Below are 16543 nucleotides of genomic sequence, written 5' to 3'. Positions count from 1 at the left end.
CGCGTCAGTTTTTTTAAACTGCCCTCTGGCGGCCCACGGCTCTATAATGTCCGGCAGTTTTCCGTCCTCTGTACAGGTGTTCCCTATGAAACGTCCAAGTGGTCGCGCTGCCGATCAGCTTCGCTCGATCCGCATTACCCGCAACTACACCAAACACGCCGAGGGATCTGTACTGGTCGAATTCGGTGATACCAAGGTCATCTGCACTGTTAGTGTCGAAAACGGCGTGCCACGGTTTCTCAAGGGCCAGGGCCAGGGCTGGTTGACCGCCGAATACGGCATGCTGCCGCGCGCCACCGGTGAGCGGAACCAGCGTGAGGCCAGCCGTGGCAAGCAGGGCGGTCGTACCCTGGAAATCCAGCGCCTGATCGGCCGTTCGCTGCGCGCCGCGCTGGACATGTCCAAGCTGGGCGACGTGACGCTGTATGTGGACTGCGACGTGATCCAGGCCGACGGCGGCACACGTACGGCCTCCATCACCGGGGCCATGGTTGCGCTGGTCGATGCCTTGAAAGTGATCAAGAAGCGCGGCGGCCTCAAGGGCGGCGACCCGCTCAAGCAAATGATCGCCGCCGTGTCCGTGGGCATGTATCAGGGCGAGCCGGTGCTGGACCTGGATTACTTGGAGGACTCCGCCGCCGAGACCGATCTGAACGTGGTCATGACCAGTGCTGGCGGTTTCATCGAAGTCCAGGGCACCGCCGAAGGCGCGCCGTTCCAGCCGGAAGATTTGAACGCTATGCTGGAATTGGCGAAGAAAGGCATGAACGAGATTTTCGAACTGCAAAAAGCCGCATTGGCTGACTGATTGTTTCGCGCTTCAGACAAGGAGAGTGTCATGAGTGATGAGCAAGTCCTACTGCCCCAGCCGAGCAAAGAGGCGCGTCAATGGGCAATGTTTTGTCACCTGTCCGCCTTGTTGGGGATCTGGATTCCGTTTGGCACGCTGATCGGGCCGTTGGTGCTCTGGCAGCTCAAGCGTGAATCCGACCCGTTCATCGATGCCCAGGGCAAGGAAGCGCTGAACTTCCAGATCACTGTGGCGATTGCCTCGGCGATCTGCCTGCTGTTGATGATCGTGGTGATTGGCTTCTTCCTGTTCGGCCTGGTGGCCATCGGTGCGCTGGTGCTGACCATCATTGGCGGCGTGAAGGCCAATGAAGGGCTGCCGTATCGGTATCCGTTTACCTGGCGGTTGGTCAAATAACGATCAGTAAACGCCTGTCCCTGTGGGGGCGAGCTTGCTCGCGATTGCGATTTTTCATTCAACATCGATGTTGGTTGATCCGCCGCCATCGCGAGCAAGCTCGCTCCCACAGTAGAAATGGGTGTCCACAAAAAAACCGACACGGCTGTCGGTTTTTTTGTGGCTGCGAAACGACACTCAGATCGTCAGCGTCCAGTCGTAATCCACGATCAGCGGCGCATGCTGTGAGAACCGTGGCTGGCGCGGCAGGCGGGCGCTGCGTACGAAGCGGCGCAGCCCGGGCGTCAGCAACTGGTAGTCGAAACGCCAACCGAGGTTGAGCATTTCGGCCTGCTCGTTGTCCGGCCACCAGCTGTATTGGTCGCCTTCGCGGCTGACTTCACGCAGGGCATCGACATAACCCATGTTGCCAATGATCTCGTCCATCCAGGCCCGTTCCGGCGCCAGGAAACCAGGAGATTGTTGGCTGTCACGCCAGTTCTTGATATCCAGCTTCTGTTGCGCCACGTACAGCGAGCCACAATAGATGTACTCGCGACGTTTGCGCCGCTGTTTATCCAGGTAACGGGCGAAGTCGTCCATCAACTTGAATTTCTGATTCAAATCTTCATCGCCGTTCTGCCCCGAAGGGAGCAGTAAGGTCGCGATGCTGACCTTGTCGAAATCGGCTTGCAGGTAGCGCCCGTAGCGGTCCGCCGTCTCGAAACCGAGACCGTTGATGACAGCCTTCGGTTGCAGCCGCGAGTACAAAGCCACGCCACCCTGGGCGGGGACTTCGGCATCGCAGGCATAAAGGAAGTAACCATCCAGTTGGAAGGCTGCATCGTCCAGTTCAAAGGCGGAGGCGCGGGTGTCCTGCAGGCAGATGACGTCGGCATTCTGTGCTTGCAGCCAACTGAGCAAACCACGCTCGACTGCAGCCTGAATACCATTGACGTTCACACTGATGATCCGCATAAATGGCCCCAAAAATCACGTGCGTGTATGATACACGGCGTGTACCTATTTAGCTAAATCCGCGGTATTTGAGGCTTTTTTCATGCAGGCGTATCAGCGCGATTTCATTCGCTTTGCCATCGATCGCGGCGTTTTGCGCTTCGGTGAATTCACCCTCAAGTCCGGGCGCACCAGCCCGTACTTCTTCAATGCCGGCCTGTTCAACAGCGGTACTGCCCTGGCGCAGTTGGGGCGTTTCTACGCGGCAGCCATCGTCGAGAGCGGCATCCCGTTCGACGTGCTGTTCGGCCCGGCCTACAAAGGCATCCCCCTGGCCGCCACCACCGCCGTCGCCCTGGCCGAACACCACGGCCGCGACCTGCCCTGGTGTTTCAACCGCAAGGAAGCCAAGGCCCACGGCGAAGGCGGCAGCCTGGTCGGCGCGCCGCTGACCGGCGAAGTATTGATCATCGACGACGTCATCACCGCTGGCACTGCCATTCGCGAAGTGATGCAGATCATCGGTTCCCAGGAAGGCGCCAAGGCGGCCGGCGTGCTGATCGCCCTGAACCGTCAGGAGCGCGGCAACGGTGAGTTGTCGGCGATCCAGGAAGTGGAACGCGACTTCGGCATTCCGGTGATCAGCATTGTGTCGCTGAACCAGGTGCTGGAGTTTTTGGCCGACGATCCGCAACTCAAGCAGCATTTGCCGGCGGTGGAAGCCTACCGCGCCCAGTTCGGCGTCTGAAATGGCTCCTGATTTTGATCTTGTGGCGAGGGAGCTTGCTCCCGCTGGGCTGCGCAGCGGCCCCAACATTTTGGCGATCGCTGCGCAATCGAGCGGGAGCAAGCTCCCTCGCCACAAAAGCATCATCTGAAAAAGAGGTGCAAAAAAAGACCCCGCTCAACCAGGTTGAGCGGGGTCTTTTTTTACCGGTGTCGCTTACGGACGCTTGCGATTACTGATCAACGTACCCACACCTGTATCGGTGAAGATCTCCAGCAGAATCGCATTCGGCACCCGCCCGTCGATGATCAGCGAGCTGCCGACGCCGCCCTGTACCGCTTCCAGCGCGCAACGGATCTTGGGCAGCATGCCGCCGTAGATGGTGCCGTCGGCGATCAGGTCGTCGACCTGTTGGGTCGACAACCCGGTCAGGACCTTGCCGGTCTTGTCCATCAGGCCGGCGATGTTGGTCAGCAACATCAGCTTTTCAGCTTTCAGCGCCTCGGCAACCTTGCCCGCCACCAGGTCGGCGTTGATGTTGTACGACTCACCGTTGGCGCCCACGCCGATCGGCGCGATGACCGGGATGAAGTCACCCTTGACCAGCAGGTTCAGCAGGTCGGTGTTGATGCCGACCACTTCGCCCACGTGACCGATGTCGATGATTTCCGGCTGGGTCATCTCCGGGGTCTGGCGGGTGACGGTGAGCTTCTTCGCCCGGATCAGCTCGGCGTCCTTGCCCGTCAGGCCAATGGCGCTGCCGCCATGGCGGTTGATCAGGTTGACGATGTCCTTGTTGACCTGACCGCCGAGGACCATTTCCACCACATCCATGGTCTGCGCATCGGTCACGCGCATGCCGTCGATGAAGTGGCTCTCGATCGACAGGCGCTTGAGCAGGTCGCCGATTTGCGGGCCGCCGCCGTGGACCACCACCGGGTTGATGCCCACGGCCTTCATCAGCACGATGTCGCGGGCGAAGCCGGTTTTCAGCTCCTCGCTTTCCATCGCGTTGCCGCCGTATTTGATCACCAGGGTCTTGCCGACGTAGCGTCGGATATAAGGCAACGCTTCGGACAGGACCTTGGCGGTGTTGGCGGCGGCTTCGCGTTCGAGGGTCATTCAGGGCTCCGGTAGTGCTTCAAAAAATCAAAACGGTAGTTGGAGATCAGGTGCAACACGTTTGAGTTGGGTGTGGAACACGTCCTTGATGCGCTGCAGTTCGGCCTCGTTGTCGGCCTCGAAGCGCAGCACCAGCACCGGGGTGGTGTTGGACGCGCGGACCAGGCCCCAGCCTTGTGGGTAGTCGACCCGCACACCGTCGATGGTGGTCAGTTCGGCGCCTTCGCCCCACTGGGCGTCGTGCAGTGCATCAATGATGCTGAATTTGCTCTCTTCGGTCACATGGATATTGATTTCTGGCGTAGAAATATCGTTCGGGAAGGTTGCGAACAGCTCTTCGGCCGTGGATTTTTCCTTGCTGAGGATCTCCAGCAGGCGCGCGGCGCTGTAGATACCGTCGTCGAAACCGAACCAGCGCTCCTTGAAGAAGATGTGGCCGCTCATTTCACCGGCCAGCAGGGCACCGCTCTGTTTCATTTTCTTCTTGATCAACGAATGACCGGTTTTCCACATCAGCGGACGACCGCCATATTCCTTGATCAGTGGCACCAGGCGACGGGTGCATTTCACGTCGAAGATGATTTCGGCGTTCGGATTGCGCGCCACCACGTCACGGGCGAACAACATCAGCAGGCGGTCGGGGAACACCACGCTGCCGGTATTGGTCACCACGCCGACGCGGTCGCCGTCGCCGTCGAAGGCCAGGCCCAGGTCGGCGTTGGTTTCCTTGACCTTGGCGATCAGGTCTTGCAGGTTTTCCAGCTTGCCCGGGTCCGGGTGGTGGTTAGGGAAGTTGCCGTCCACGTCGCAGAACAGCGGGATGACTTCGCAATTCAGGGCTTCGATCAGTTGCGGGGCGATCACGCCGGCCGCACCGTTGCCGCAGTCGACCACCACTTTCAGGCGTCGGGCGAGCTTCACGTCCTTGACGATCTCGTCGTTGTAGCGCTCGAGGATGTCGACCTTGGTCACGCTGCCCTGGCCGCTGCTCAGGTCGTTGGTCTTGAGGCGGGTGTGCAGGGCCTGGATCTGCTCGTTGGCGAGGGTGTCGCCGGCAATGACGATCTTGAAGCCGTTGTAGTTCGACGGGTTGTGGCTGCCGGTGAGCATCACACCGGATTTGCCGGCCAGCACGTTGGCGGCGTAGTACAGCGCCGGGGTCGGTACCAGGCCCACGTCGCTGACGTGGCAGCCACTGTCGGCAACGCCTTTGATCAACTGTTCTACCAGCTCAGGGCCCGACAAGCGGCCATCACGGCCGACGCACACGTTCGGTTCGCCCTGGGCCAGGCTCTGGGAGCCAATGGCGCGGCCGATCCAATAGGCGGTTTCGGCGGTGAGGGTTTCCGGTACCACGCCACGGATGTCGTAGGCGCGGAAAATGCTTTCAGGGAAGATCGGGGCGATTGCGGCTGGGGTGTTCATGGGCGGGGCGCTCTATCAGGAAAGTGACTGGACAGGCCGGCACTGGGCGTCGGCAGGCTCAAGCTGAAGGGTATGACGGCGTTTTTGACAGAGAGTTCGTGGTGGGAAATTGCCATGAGACAGCGTTACCCCGGCCTCGCTCGCCTAATACATTGATTCCGGATGGGAAACCTAGCAGAAAGCCATTGCGCATTTTTTGTCCTGAAACAGAAGCTTAACAAACGGGCCGGGCAGGACGCCCGGCCCGGAATCGCACGGTCAATGGCTGCCGGAATGCCCGAAACCACCGGCGCCGCGCTGGCTCTCGTCGAATTCCTCGACCAGTTCGAAGTGGGCTTGGACCACCGGCACCAGCACCAACTGCGCGATGCGTTCGCCCACGGCAATGTTGAAGGCCGTCTGGCCGCGGTTCCAGCACGACACCATCAATTCGCCCTGGTAGTCGGAGTCGATCAGGCCCACCAGGTTGCCCAGCACGATGCCGTGCTTGTGGCCCAGGCCCGAGCGCGGCAGGATCAGCGCGGCCAGGCCCGGGTCGCCGATGTACACCGACAGGCCGGTAGGAATCAGCAGGGTCTGGCCTGGTTCCAGGATCGTGTCCTGCTTGAGCATCGCCCGCAGGTCGAGGCCGGCGGAGCCCGGTGTGGCGTATTGCGGCAGCGGGAATTCGCTACCGATGCGTGGGTCGAGGATCTTGGCTTGTAGGGCGTGCATGACATTAAACCTGGTTCAGACGTTCGGCGATAAAAGTGATCAGCTGGCGGGCAATCTTGCTCTTGCTGGTCTGGGCGAAAAGCGTGGCGTGCAACTGGCGGTCGATCACGCTGCAGGCGTTTTCTTCGCTGTTGAAGCCGATGCTCGGGTTGGCGACGTCGTTGGCGACGATCAAGTCGAGGTTCTTGTCCTTGAGCTTGCGGGCGGCGTAGTCGAGCAGGTGTTCGGTCTCGGCGGCGAAGCCGACACTGAACGGACGGTCGGGGCGGGTGGCGATGCTGGCCAGGATATCCGGGTTGCGCACCATTTGTAGTAGCAGGCCGTCACCGCTTGTAGGGTCTTTCTTCAATTTTTGCGGGGCAACGACTTCGGGGCGGTAGTCCGCTACCGCAGCCGAGGCGATGAACAGGTCGCACGGGATGGCCGCTTCGCAGGCCGCGAGCATGTCCCGGGCACTGACCACGTCGATGCGCGTGACCCGGTCCGGGGTCGGCAGGTGCACCGGGCCGGTAATCAGCGTCACCCGGGCGCCGGCTTCCACGGCGGCTTCGGCCAGGGCGAAGCCCATTTTCCCGGAGCTGTGGTTGGTGATGTAGCGCACCGGGTCGATGTTTTCCTGGGTCGGCCCGGCGGTGATCAGCACATGCTTGCCGGTCAGGGCCTGGCGCTGGAAGCAGTCGGCGGCGCACTGGGCCAGGTCCGTGGCTTCGAGCATGCGCCCCATGCCGACATCGCCGCAGGCCTGGCTGCCTGAGGCCGGGCCGAAGACTTTCAGGGCGCGGCTTTCCAGCAATTGCAGGTTGGCCTGGGTGGCCGGGTCGCGCCACATGGCTTGGTTCATGGCGGGTGCAACGGCGACCACGGCGTCGGTGGCGAGCACCAGGGTGGTCAGCAGGTCGTCGGCGATGCCTTGGGCCAGACGGGCGATCAGGTCGGCCGTGGCCGGGGCGATCAGCACCAGGTCGGCCCATTTGGCCAGTTCGATATGGCCCATGGCGGCTTCGGCCGCCGGGTCGAGCAAATCCAGGTGGACCGGGTGCCCGGACAGGGCTTGCATGGTCAGCGGGGTAATAAACTCGCTGCCACCACGGGTCATGACGACCCGTACTTCCGCGCCCTGGTCGATAAGCCTGCGAACCAGCTCGGCGCTCTTGTAGGCGGCAATGCCGCCGCCGACGCCCAGAACGATGCGTTTCCGATACAGCCGCTGCATAGGCCTGCCTTTCGATTTCAGTGGTCAGTGCAAGGCGAACCCCTTGGCAGCAGCTGCCAGGGTGCTAATCGCCTGCAAAAAAGATGGGCTACGATATCACAGCGACCGCTACGGAACAGCGGCGCCCACAATCAGGGAGATGCCATGAGTATTCGCGATTGGCCTGCGGCCGAACGGCCACGGGAGAGGTTATTGGCGCTGGGGGCGGGGAGTCTTTCGGACGCCGAGCTGCTGGCGATTTTTTTACGCACCGGCGTGTCGGGCAAAAGCGCTGTGGATCTGGCGCGACAACTGTTGATTCAATTTGGCAGCCTGCGCGCACTGCTTGAAGCGGATCAGATCACATTCAGCAATCACATGGGGCTCGGGCCGGCGAAGTTTGCCCAACTGCAGGCGGCTCAGGAAATGAGTCGGCGGCATTTGGCTGAACGGGCGCGGGAAAAGACCATGCTGGAAAGCCCGTTCGCGGTGCGTGAATACCTGAAGTCCATGCTGCGCCACGAGCCCCACGAGGTGTTCGGTTGCCTGTTTCTCAATTCCAAGCATCAGGTGCTGACCTTCGAAGCGCTGTTTCGCGGTTCTATCGACAGCGCCAGTGTCCATCCCCGGCAGGTGGTCAAGCGCGCCCTGGCCCACAACGCCGCTGCGTTGATCCTGTGCCACAACCACCCCTCCGGCAACACCGAGCCCAGCCAGGCCGACCGGGTGCTCACCGAGCGGCTCCAGGAGGCCCTGGAGCTGATCGACGTGCGGGTGCTCGACCACTTCATTGTTGGCGATGGGGAGCCGCTGTCGATGGCGGAGTATGGGTGGATGTAGGCCCGATTAGGCTTGAACAATTCCTTGTGGGAGCAAAGCTTGCTCGCGATAGCGGTTTTACAGCCAACACAAGGGTTGTATGTGACGACGTCATCGCGAGCAAGCTTTGCTCCCCCCAGGCTCCCCCGGAGGGGCTCTGGGGGGGGCGGGGTTACTTGAGGCTGACTTTGGCGTAATCCTGCCGCCCAAACGGGCTCACCGAATAACCCTGCACATCCTTGCGGGTCAGCGCGAAGGCGGTGGGGTGGGCCAGGGGCAGCCACAGGGCCTGCTGCTGGATCTGTGCCTGGGCCTGCTCGTACAGCTTGGCACGCACACCTTGTTCGCCGGTGGTCTTGCCGGCGCTGATCAGTTTGTCCAGGTCCGGGTTGCAGTAGCGGGCGAAGTTGGTACCGGATTTGACTGCCGCGCAGGAAAACTGCGGCGTGAGGAAGTTGTCCGGGTCGCCGTTGTCACCGGCCCAGCCCATGAACAGCAGGTCATGTTCGCCGGCCTTGGCGCGGCGGATCAGTTCGCCCCATTCGATCACGCGGATTTCGGCCTGGATGCCGATTTCCGCCAGGTCCGATTGCAGCAACTGCGCACCAAGGCTCGGATTGGGGTTGAGCAGGCTGCCGGAGGGACGGGTCCAGATCGTGGTCTTGAAGCCTTCCTTCAAACCGGCCTTGGCCAGCAGGTCACGGGCCTTCGCCGGGTCATGGGCGTAGCCGGGCAGGCTTTTGGCGTAGCTCCAGGTGTTAGGCGGGTAAGGGCCGTTAGCGGCTTCGGCGGTGCCTTCGAAGACGGTCTTGAGGTAGCTGGCCTTGTCGAACGCCAGGTTGATGGCTTGTCGCACCTCAGGCTTGTCCAGTGGCGGGTGCTGGCTGTTGATCGCCACGAACGCGGTCATGAAGGCTTCGGTCTGGGCCACGCTCAGGGTCGCTTCCTGTCGGGCGGCTTGCACGTCCAGTGGCTTGGGCGACAGGGCGATCTGGCATTCGTTGCGGCGCAATTTCTGCAGGCGCACGTTGGCGTCCGGCGTGATGGCGAAGATCAAGGGGTCCACTTGGGGCTTGCCGCCAAAATAATCCGGGTTGGCTTTGTAGCGAATCGAAGCGTCTTTCTGGAATCGGTTGAAAATGAACGGGCCGGTGCCGACCGGCTGGTTGTTGAGTTTCTCCGGCGTGCCGGCCTGCATCAACTGATCGGCGTATTCGGCTGAATAGATGGAGGCAAAGCCCATGCTCAACGTCGCCAGGAAGGTCGAGTCGGCGTGATCGAGGGTGAAGCGCACGGTCAGCGGGTCCAGGGCGTCGATTTTCTTGATCAGCACCGGCAATTGCATGGACTGGGCGTGGGGGAAGCCGCTTTGCGCCACCTTGTGCCACGGGTTCGCCGGGTCGAGCATGCGCTCAAAGCTGAACTTCACGTCCTCGGCGGTCAGGTCGCGGCGCGGCGTGAAGTAATCGGTGTGATGGAACTTGACCCGTGGCCGCAGCTTGAACACGTAGGTCAGGCCATCGGTGGAGACTTCCCAGCGCTCGGCCAGACTGGGGACCACCTTGCCGCTGGCGGTATCGAAATCCACCAGGCGATTCATCAGCACGTCGGCGGAGGCGTTGGTGGTGGTCAGGGAGTTGTACTGGACGACATCGAACCCTTCCGGGCTGGCTTCGGTGCAGACGCTCAGGGCGGCGGCCAAGGCCTGCGGGGTGATCAGCAGAGGGGCGAGCAACAACGGTAGGGCAGCGAGGCGCATGGTCGGTTTCCTGTGCAAGTCGAAGGCCCATCTGCGAGTGCAGTCTGGAAAAGGCCTACCCTAGTGGGCTCGCTGCCAAATGACTATCCCCTTTTTGCATTTTCCGGCACGCTGCGGCGACGGTGTGGATGGCCAGAACCTGCCGCGCGTGAAAAAAACCTGCGTGCAGCGACGAGCGGTCAGGGGCCGTGCCAGCCTCTGCCCCCGCCGTCCGGGGCGGTTAGTCGATGCTTCTCCAGGAAGACAAATCACATCGGCTGTTGTTGCGCTGTGGTCTTTCTGGTATAAAGCAGCGCTCTTTTCTAGGGGCCCGGTTCCTTCACTGTAGGTGTAGCCGGTAAGACCCTTAAAGAAACGCGGCGCCTGGCGCCAAATGACTGAGAGATTAAGCGGCCAACCCATGCCGGGTTGGGCATGTGGTTTTAGAGGGCTGAGGCATGTCGAGAGTCTGTCAAGTTACCGGTAAGGGTCCGGTGACTGGGAATAACATTTCCCACGCAAACAACAAAACCCGTCGTCGTTTCCTGCCGAACCTGCAGCATCACCGCTTCTGGGTTGAAGAAGAGAAACGTTTTGTGCGTCTGCGCGTATCTGCCAAGGGCATGCGTATCATCGACAAGCGTGGCATCAGTGTCGTGCTGGCCGAACTTCGTCGCGATGGCAAGGTTTAAGGGAGCTAATCATGCGTGAATTGATTCGTTTGATCTCGAGCGCCGGTACTGGTCACTTCTACACTACCGACAAGAACAAGCGTACTACCCCGGACAAAATCGAGATCAAGAAATATGATCCGGTTGTTCGCAAGCACGTGATCTACAAGGAAGGCAAAATCAAGTAATTGATTTTTCCGTCTTACAAAAAAGGCCCGTATCGCGAGATACGGGCCTTTTTTGTTGCGTTTGGATCTTGTGGATCAACCGCATTTAATGCCGATGATAATGCCGTCGACATCGGTTACAAGGTTGATGCGGCGCGGGCGCAGATCGTAGGTTATCGGGTGTTTTGGGCCTGCGGGGCGAACCGGGGCTCCGTTGGCCAGGGCGCGAACTTCTTCACGCAGCTCAGGGGTGTATTTTTGGCCAATGGTGTACTGGGCGATAGCGATATCGCACTGATCGTTTGGCGTCGGCACGACAACGGTGTCGTTTTGATTAGGCATTTCTAGCTTCCTTGCTGATAGTTAAAAAGTTAAGGCACTCACCGGTTGGGTGGGGCGCGCATCCTGCGCGTCCCGCTGTGAGGATAAATTGCGCGGTGCCTATGGCAGGTTTTAATCGTCACCGCGGTTATTGACCAATGATTAAGTGTCACGGTCTTTTACGGTGTGGTTCAGGCCTGCTCGAACACCACATAGATCTTGCGGCACGGCTCCAGCACTTCCCAGGTGCCCTTGAACCCGGCCGGGATCACGAAGCGGTCGCCGGCCCGCAGGGTCTTGGCGTTGCCATCGTTGTCCCGCAGCACGGAAACGCCCTGGACGATCTCGCAGTATTCATGCTCGGTGTAATTGACCATCCATTGGCCGACGGCGCCTTCCCATACGCCAGCGTTCATCTGGCCGCAGGGGCTGCTGTAGTGGTTGAACACGGTTTGCTCGGGATCGCCCTTGAACACCTTGGCCGGATCCGGGCGATAACGTTCGGCGGTGGTATTGGCCTGGCTGAAGTCGACGATGTCCTGAATGCTCATGCGGGTGATCCCCAGTGATCGTGTGGAAGGCCTCGAGTCTATGTTTATTAAAACGAACATCGCAAGGCCGTTTGCCACTGTTGTGTCAAATATATTGAAACATGACCAGCCGCTGGTTTAGGGTGGCGGGTGCCCTAAGCCGAAAACGGCGCCGAAAACAGCTGGCCGGGCAGAATTCTTTTGAGCGCTGCGCATTGCGCGGCGTTCGTACTCAATAAGAGGAGGACACACGCATGACCACCCTGACTCGTACCGATTGGGAACAACGCGCCCGCGACCTGAAGATCGAAGGCCGCGCCTTCATCAACGGTGAGTACACCGATGCGGTGTCCGGCGAAACCTTCGATTGCCTCAGCCCGGTCGATGGCCGTGTGCTGGGCAAGATCGCCAGCTGCGACGTGGCCGACGCCCAGCGTGCTGTCGAAAATGCCCGCGCCACCTTCAACTCTGGTGTCTGGTCGCGCCTGGCGCCGAGCAAGCGCAAAGCGACCATGATTCGTTTTGCCGGCCTGCTCAAGCAGAACGCCGAAGAGCTGGCACTGCTCGAAACCTTGGACATGGGCAAGCCGATCAGCGACTCCTTGAACATCGATGTTCCCGGTGCAGCTCAAGCGTTGAGCTGGAGCGGTGAAGCCATCGACAAGCTCTACGATGAAGTGGCTGCTACCCCCCACGATCAGTTGGGCCTGGTGACCCGCGAGCCGGTGGGGGTCGTGGGCGCTATCGTGCCGTGGAACTTCCCCTTGATGATGGCCTGCTGGAAGCTCGGCCCGGCGCTGTCCACCGGTAACTCGGTGGTGCTCAAGCCCTCGGAAAAATCCCCGCTGACCGCCATCCGCATTGCCGCACTGGCGATTGAGGCCGGCATTCCGAAAGGCGTGCTGAACGTGCTGCCGGGCTACGGTCATACCGTCGGCAAGGCCCTGGCCCTGCACATGGACGTCGATACCCTGGTGTTCACCGGTTCCACCAAAATCGCCAAGCAACTGATGATTTACTCCGGCGAATCGAACATGAAGCGCATCTGGCTGGAAGCCGGCGGCAAGAGCCCGAACATCGTGTTCGCCGATGCCCCGGACCTGCAAGCCGCGGCCGAATCCGCCGCCAGCGCCATCGCCTTCAACCAGGGCGAAGTCTGCACCGCCGGCTCGCGGCTGTTGGTGGAGCGCTCCATCAAGGACACGTTCCTGCCGCTGGTGATCGAAGCCCTCAAGGGCTGGAAACCGGGTAATCCCCTGGACCCGGCCACCAACGTCGGCGCGCTGGTGGATACCCAGCAGATGAACACCGTGCTGTCCTACATCGAGGCCGGTCACAGCGACGGCGCCAAACTGGTGGCCGGTGGCAAGCGCATCCTTGAAGAAACCGGCGGCACGTATGTCGAGCCGACGATTTTCGACAGCGTGAGCAACGCCATGAAAATCGCCCAGGAAGAGATTTTTGGCCCGGTGTTGTCGGTCATCGCTTTCGACACCGCCGAGCAGGCCATCGAAATCGCCAACGACACGCCGTATGGTCTGGCCGCAGCGGTGTGGACCAAGGACATTTCCAAGGCTCACCTGACCGCCAAGGCCCTGCGTGCCGGCAGCGTATGGGTCAACCAATACGACGGCGGCGACATGACCGCGCCATTCGGTGGCTTCAAGCAGTCGGGCAACGGTCGCGACAAGTCGCTGCATGCGTTCGACAAATACACCGAGCTGAAGTCGACCTGGATCAAGCTCTGACAGGGGCGCCATGCAGTACTGATTCCCTCTGTGGGAGCGAGCTTGCTCGCGATAGCGGTACAACAGTCGACGAATTTGTTGAATGTCGCGCCACCATCGCGAGCAAGCTCGCTCCCACATTGGTCGGGATGAGCGGAAGATTGGCGGCCAACACAAATCCTCTGTGGGAGCGAGCTTGCTCGCGATAGCGGTATGACAGACGACGACTTTGTTGAATGTTGCTCCGCCATCGCGAGCAAGCTCGCTCCCACAGTGGTTTTGGGTGATGGCTGAGATTGATAACCCTCCACAGGAGCGTGGAAATGCGTTGGGCAACCTATTTCGCCGTGCTGGCGTCCGTCCTGAGCGTCGGCCTGGCCCTGGGCGTGAGCATGCCGTTGGTGTCGCTGCGCCTGGAGGGCTGGGGCTATGGCTCGTTCGCCATTGGCGTGATGGCTGCCATGCCGGCCGTGGGGGTGTTGCTCGGGGCCAAGGTATCGAGCCGGCTGGCGGCGCGGTTCGGCACGGCGGCGTTGATGCGCCTGTGCCTGTGGGGTGGCGCGGTGTCCATCGGGTTGCTGGCGCTGCTGCCCAGCTATCCGGTCTGGTTGCTGCTGCGCCTGATGATTGGCGTGGTTCTGACTCTGGTGTTCATTCTGGGTGAGAGCTGGATCAACCAACTGGTCATTGAAAAATGGCGTGGACGGCTGGTGGCGCTGTACGGCAGCAGCTACGCCCTGAGCCAGCTATCCGGCCCGCTGCTGCTGGGCGCGCTGGGGACCGATCATGACTACGGGTTCTGGGTGGGTGTCGGCCTGCTGTTGGTCGCACCCTTGCTGTTGCTGGGTCGTAGCGGTGCGCCGAGCAGCGAGGCCGGCAGCGTCACGTTCGGCGATTTGTGGACGTTTTGCCGAGGTTTGCCGGCGATTGCCTGGGCGGTCTCGTTGTTCGCTGCGTTCGAGGCGATGATCCTCACGTTGCTGCCGGTGTATTGCCTGCGCCAGGGCTTCACGGCCGACATTGCGTTGGCGATGGTCAGCACCGTGGTGGTCGGTGATGCCTTGCTGCAGTTGCCCATCGGCGCCCTGGCCGATCGCGTGTCTCGCCGGGCCCTGTTGACCGGGTGCGCGGTGGCGCTGATGTTATCGAGCCTGGCGGTTCCGCTGCTGATCGATACGTTGTTGATCTGGCCGCTGTGGGTGCTGTTCGGCGCCAGTGCGGGCGGTTTGTTCACGTTGTCGCTGATCCTGATCGGCGAGCGTTATCGTGACGATGCGCTGGTGCGGGCCAACGCCCATGTCGCGCAACTGTGGGGGCTCGGTTGTCTGATCGGTCCACTGGTGGCGGGGGCGGGCAGCCAATGGGTCAGCGGACATGCACTGCCTTTGTTCATGGCGGCCGGGGCGTTCGGGCTGGTGATCCTGTTGTTGTGTCAAGGGGCGTTTGGGGCCACCCAACCCGCCTGAATATCCCGGAACCCCTGTGGCGAGGGGATTTATCCCCGCTGGACTGCGCAGCAGTCCCAAACATCTGAATCCAGCCAGTCGGATCGGTGCAGATCACCCTTTTTTAGGGTCGCTTCGCGCGCCAGCGGGGATAAATCCCCTCGCCACAGAGGTTTGTGCAGACCTACAACATCCGCTCCAACCCGATCGTCGTGCTGAACCAGGCATTGAACCGGCGCCACCAGCTGCCCGGCTCGCGGGCCAGGTCGTGGATCTTGCCGTTGTCTTCTGTGGTCCATACCAGCGTTCCATCTTCCAGCCTGGCCTGATAACTCAGGGCCGGCGCCATGCCTTGCAGGGCCAGTTCACGCACTTGGCCGGCGAGTTCAGGGCTGTCGACCAGCACCCCGACTTCGGTGTTCCACAGCACTGAGCGCGGGTCGAAATTGAACGAGCCAATGAAGGATTTCTGCTGATCGAAGATGATCGCCTTGCTGTGCAGGCTGGAGTCCGATTCGCCGTAGGATTTGCTGTAGAACAGGTGCGGGCTGCTGCCGGAATCGCCCGGTTGTCGGCGCAACTCGAACAGGCGCACGCCATGCTGCAGCAGGGCCTTGCGGTACGGCGCATAGCCGCCGTGCACGGCGGGCACGTCGGTGGCCTCCAGGGAGTTGGTCAGCAGGCTCACCGACACGCCGGCATCGGCGCGACTGGTCAGGTACACCAAGCCTGGCTGGCCGGGGACGAAGTAGGCGGAAATCATGATCAGTTCTTTGCGCACGCCCGTCAGCTCGGGGGCCAGTTGGGTGGTCAGCAACAGCTGCGGGTCCGGTTCGTCCTTGGCCAGCACCTTGCTGGGCGCGTCCCATAGCGCCTTGTTCCAAGCCCAGATCAACTGGTCGCGCCAAGTGTCCAGGCGCGGTTGGGTCTTGTAGGCGGTCAGCTGCTGGTAGAGCGCGTGGTTTTCCTTGTGGGTTTGTTCCAGGGACTCTTGCAGGCGCAGGCGGCTGTTGGCCAGGTCCTTGGGCGTGGGGCGATGGGACAGGAACTGTTCGATGGGTTTGCTCAGGGCGCTGTTCCAGTACTGGTCGAAGCTGTGGCCCAATTGTTCGGCCACCGGCCCGACGCTGAGCAGGTCGATGTCGGTGAAGTTCAGGTTGGGTTCGGCGTCGAAATACTCATCGCCCAGGTTGCGACCGCCGACGATGGCCATGCTGTTGTCCGCCAGCCACAGCTTGTTGTGCATCCGCCGGTGCTGCAACGACAGGTTGAACAGGCGTCCGAGGCTGCGAGTCACGCCGGTGGCGCGTCCCAAGTGCAGTGGGTTGAACAGGCGGATCTGGATTTGCGGATGGGCGGCGAGGGTGGCGATGATCTGATCCTGGCCGTCGCTGGTGGTGTCGTCCAGCAGGATCCGAACGCGCACCCCCCGGTCGGCGGCCTTGAGCAGTTCATCCACCAGCATCCGCGTGCTGATGCCGTCATGGACGATGTAGTACTGCAAATCCAGGCTGCCTTGGGCGTGGCGAATCAGCTCGGCCCGAGCGGTGAAGGCCTCGGTGCTGTCCGATAGCAGCCGAAAGCCCGAGCGCCCTTCATGGGAAGCGGCCTGGGCCTGGACCGAGCGGCCGAACGAGGACTCGGTGGCCGGCAGGGCCTGGGAGGGCTCACGGGTGATATCAAGACCGGCGCAGCCGCTCAGCAGTGAGGCGACTAACAGTAGCGCAGGCAGGATCGGTCTGGATCTCACGTAGGATCGTTCCGCTTGTTCACATTGATCGGCTGTTGGGGGCTGCTTCCCT

General features: G+C 61.3%; 16 protein-coding genes and 1 pseudogene. 8 read left to right on the top strand and 9 right to left on the bottom strand.

The window, feature by feature from the left end; translation table 11 throughout:
- The first annotated feature begins 85 nt into the window (after nucleotides 1-85).
- Both rph and PSH84_RS27915 read left to right on the top strand, forming a co-directional pair.
- A complete protein-coding gene (rph, locus tag PSH84_RS27920; protein ID WP_060740056.1) occupies nucleotides 86-808 on the top strand; it encodes a ribonuclease PH in 723 nt (240 codons plus the stop codon).
- A gap of 30 nt (nucleotides 809-838) precedes the next feature.
- Nucleotides 839-1207 (top strand): DUF4870 domain-containing protein, encoded by a 369-nt coding sequence (locus PSH84_RS27915; RefSeq protein WP_122567565.1) that lies wholly within the window; start codon nucleotides 839-841, stop codon nucleotides 1205-1207.
- 177 nt (nucleotides 1208-1384) lie between these two features.
- On the opposite strand, the gene crc is transcribed toward PSH84_RS27915, so the two are convergent.
- A complete protein-coding gene (crc, locus tag PSH84_RS27910; protein ID WP_013694557.1) occupies nucleotides 1385-2164 on the bottom strand; it encodes a catabolite repression control protein Crc in 780 nt (259 codons plus the stop codon).
- Between the two features lie 82 nt (nucleotides 2165-2246).
- Between crc and pyrE the strand changes: the two genes are divergently transcribed.
- Entirely contained in the window at nucleotides 2247-2891 is a 645-nt protein-coding gene (pyrE, locus tag PSH84_RS27905) for an orotate phosphoribosyltransferase (RefSeq protein WP_122567564.1), read from the top strand.
- Nucleotides 2892-3086: 195 nt separating this feature from the next.
- On the opposite strand, the gene argB is transcribed toward pyrE, so the two are convergent.
- The 4 genes and pseudogenes from argB to coaBC all read right to left on the bottom strand — a co-directional run bounded on the left by argB (nucleotide 3087) and on the right by coaBC (nucleotide 7344).
- Nucleotides 3087-3992 (bottom strand): acetylglutamate kinase, encoded by a 906-nt coding sequence (argB, locus tag PSH84_RS27900; protein ID WP_025216133.1) that lies wholly within the window; start codon nucleotides 3990-3992, stop codon nucleotides 3087-3089.
- A gap of 27 nt (nucleotides 3993-4019) precedes the next feature.
- Nucleotides 4020-5423: pseudogene (locus tag PSH84_RS27895) on the bottom strand (phosphomannomutase/phosphoglucomutase); the annotation flags it as partial.
- A gap of 252 nt (nucleotides 5424-5675) precedes the next feature.
- Nucleotides 5676-6131: a dUTP diphosphatase gene (dut, locus tag PSH84_RS27890; RefSeq protein WP_053126549.1), complete on the bottom strand. Its 456-nt coding sequence runs from the start codon at nucleotides 6129-6131 to the stop codon at nucleotides 5676-5678.
- Nucleotides 6132-6135: 4 nt separating this feature from the next.
- The gene (coaBC, locus tag PSH84_RS27885; RefSeq protein ID WP_003206865.1) at nucleotides 6136-7344 is read right to left on the bottom strand and encodes a bifunctional phosphopantothenoylcysteine decarboxylase/phosphopantothenate--cysteine ligase CoaBC; all 1209 of its coding nucleotides are present in this window, start codon (nucleotides 7342-7344) and stop codon (nucleotides 6136-6138) included.
- Between the two features lie 144 nt (nucleotides 7345-7488).
- On the opposite strand from coaBC, the gene radC reads away from it, so the two are divergent.
- Nucleotides 7489-8163: a RadC family protein gene (gene radC / locus PSH84_RS27880; RefSeq protein WP_122567560.1), complete on the top strand. Its 675-nt coding sequence runs from the start codon at nucleotides 7489-7491 to the stop codon at nucleotides 8161-8163.
- Between the two features lie 151 nt (nucleotides 8164-8314).
- Here the strand turns inward: radC and PSH84_RS27875 are convergent, their stop codons facing one another.
- Complete coding sequence (locus tag PSH84_RS27875; RefSeq protein ID WP_305468828.1) at nucleotides 8315-9901, bottom strand: ABC transporter substrate-binding protein; 1587 nt, start codon at nucleotides 9899-9901, stop codon at nucleotides 8315-8317.
- Nucleotides 9902-10338: 437 nt separating this feature from the next.
- Between PSH84_RS27875 and rpmB the strand changes: the two genes are divergently transcribed.
- Together rpmB and rpmG are read left to right on the top strand one after the other, a co-directional pair.
- On the top strand, nucleotides 10339-10572 hold the full coding sequence (gene rpmB / locus PSH84_RS27870) for a 50S ribosomal protein L28 (RefSeq protein ID WP_003177273.1): 234 nt from the start codon (nucleotides 10339-10341) through the stop codon (nucleotides 10570-10572).
- Between the two features lie 11 nt (nucleotides 10573-10583).
- The gene (rpmG, locus tag PSH84_RS27865) at nucleotides 10584-10739 is read left to right on the top strand and encodes a 50S ribosomal protein L33 (protein WP_003177274.1); all 156 of its coding nucleotides are present in this window, start codon (nucleotides 10584-10586) and stop codon (nucleotides 10737-10739) included.
- Between the two features lie 75 nt (nucleotides 10740-10814).
- Here rpmG and PSH84_RS27860 read toward each other — a convergent pair whose 3' ends face one another.
- Together PSH84_RS27860 and PSH84_RS27855 are read right to left on the bottom strand one after the other, a co-directional pair.
- Entirely contained in the window at nucleotides 10815-11060 is a 246-nt protein-coding gene (locus tag PSH84_RS27860; protein WP_305482059.1) for an I78 family peptidase inhibitor, read from the bottom strand.
- Nucleotides 11061-11230: 170 nt separating this feature from the next.
- The gene (locus tag PSH84_RS27855) at nucleotides 11231-11590 is read right to left on the bottom strand and encodes a cupin domain-containing protein (RefSeq protein WP_122567558.1); all 360 of its coding nucleotides are present in this window, start codon (nucleotides 11588-11590) and stop codon (nucleotides 11231-11233) included.
- A 233-nt stretch (nucleotides 11591-11823) separates the two neighbouring features.
- Here PSH84_RS27855 and PSH84_RS27850 point away from each other — a divergent pair, with 233 nt between their 5' ends.
- Together PSH84_RS27850 and PSH84_RS27845 are read left to right on the top strand one after the other, a co-directional pair.
- A complete protein-coding gene (locus PSH84_RS27850; RefSeq protein ID WP_305482057.1) occupies nucleotides 11824-13317 on the top strand; it encodes an aldehyde dehydrogenase in 1494 nt (497 codons plus the stop codon).
- Nucleotides 13318-13619: 302 nt separating this feature from the next.
- The gene (locus tag PSH84_RS27845) at nucleotides 13620-14762 is read left to right on the top strand and encodes an MFS transporter (RefSeq protein WP_305468827.1); all 1143 of its coding nucleotides are present in this window, start codon (nucleotides 13620-13622) and stop codon (nucleotides 14760-14762) included.
- Between the two features lie 163 nt (nucleotides 14763-14925).
- Here the strand turns inward: PSH84_RS27845 and PSH84_RS27840 are convergent, their stop codons facing one another.
- On the bottom strand, nucleotides 14926-16491 hold the full coding sequence (locus tag PSH84_RS27840; RefSeq protein ID WP_305468826.1) for a phospholipase D family protein: 1566 nt from the start codon (nucleotides 16489-16491) through the stop codon (nucleotides 14926-14928).
- Between the last annotated feature and the right edge of the window lie 52 nt (nucleotides 16492-16543).

This window comes from Pseudomonas beijingensis (assembly GCF_030687295.1).
Lineage (GTDB): Bacteria > Pseudomonadota > Gammaproteobacteria > Pseudomonadales > Pseudomonadaceae > Aquipseudomonas > Aquipseudomonas beijingensis.
The sequence above is the reverse complement of the archived record's forward strand: the minus strand, read 5'-3'. Positions and strand labels throughout refer to the sequence as shown.

What these genes read in the sequence shown, in the direction of transcription:
- PSH84_RS27845 (WP_305468827.1), top strand. Translation starts at nt 13,620, where the DNA reads ATGCGTTGGGCAACCTATTTCGCCGTGCTGGCGTCCGTCCTGAGCGTC.
- PSH84_RS27875 (WP_305468828.1), bottom strand. Translation starts at nt 9,901, where the DNA reads ATGCGCCTCGCTGCCCTACCGTTGTTGCTCGCCCCTCTGCTGATCACC.
- PSH84_RS27860 (WP_305482059.1), bottom strand. Translation starts at nt 11,060, where the DNA reads ATGCCTAATCAAAACGACACCGTTGTCGTGCCGACGCCAAACGATCAG.
- dut (WP_053126549.1), bottom strand. Translation starts at nt 6,131, where the DNA reads ATGCACGCCCTACAAGCCAAGATCCTCGACCCACGCATCGGTAGCGAA.
- radC (WP_122567560.1), top strand. Translation starts at nt 7,489, where the DNA reads ATGAGTATTCGCGATTGGCCTGCGGCCGAACGGCCACGGGAGAGGTTA.
- PSH84_RS27850 (WP_305482057.1), top strand. Translation starts at nt 11,824, where the DNA reads ATGACCACCCTGACTCGTACCGATTGGGAACAACGCGCCCGCGACCTG.
- coaBC (WP_003206865.1), bottom strand. Translation starts at nt 7,344, where the DNA reads ATGCAGCGGCTGTATCGGAAACGCATCGTTCTGGGCGTCGGCGGCGGC.
- PSH84_RS27855 (WP_122567558.1), bottom strand. Translation starts at nt 11,590, where the DNA reads ATGAGCATTCAGGACATCGTCGACTTCAGCCAGGCCAATACCACCGCC.
- crc (WP_013694557.1), bottom strand. Translation starts at nt 2,164, where the DNA reads ATGCGGATCATCAGTGTGAACGTCAATGGTATTCAGGCTGCAGTCGAG.
- rph (WP_060740056.1), top strand. Translation starts at nt 86, where the DNA reads ATGAAACGTCCAAGTGGTCGCGCTGCCGATCAGCTTCGCTCGATCCGC.
- rpmB (WP_003177273.1), top strand. Translation starts at nt 10,339, where the DNA reads ATGTCGAGAGTCTGTCAAGTTACCGGTAAGGGTCCGGTGACTGGGAAT.
- rpmG (WP_003177274.1), top strand. Translation starts at nt 10,584, where the DNA reads ATGCGTGAATTGATTCGTTTGATCTCGAGCGCCGGTACTGGTCACTTC.
- PSH84_RS27915 (WP_122567565.1), top strand. Translation starts at nt 839, where the DNA reads ATGAGTGATGAGCAAGTCCTACTGCCCCAGCCGAGCAAAGAGGCGCGT.
- argB (WP_025216133.1), bottom strand. Translation starts at nt 3,992, where the DNA reads ATGACCCTCGAACGCGAAGCCGCCGCCAACACCGCCAAGGTCCTGTCC.
- pyrE (WP_122567564.1), top strand. Translation starts at nt 2,247, where the DNA reads ATGCAGGCGTATCAGCGCGATTTCATTCGCTTTGCCATCGATCGCGGC.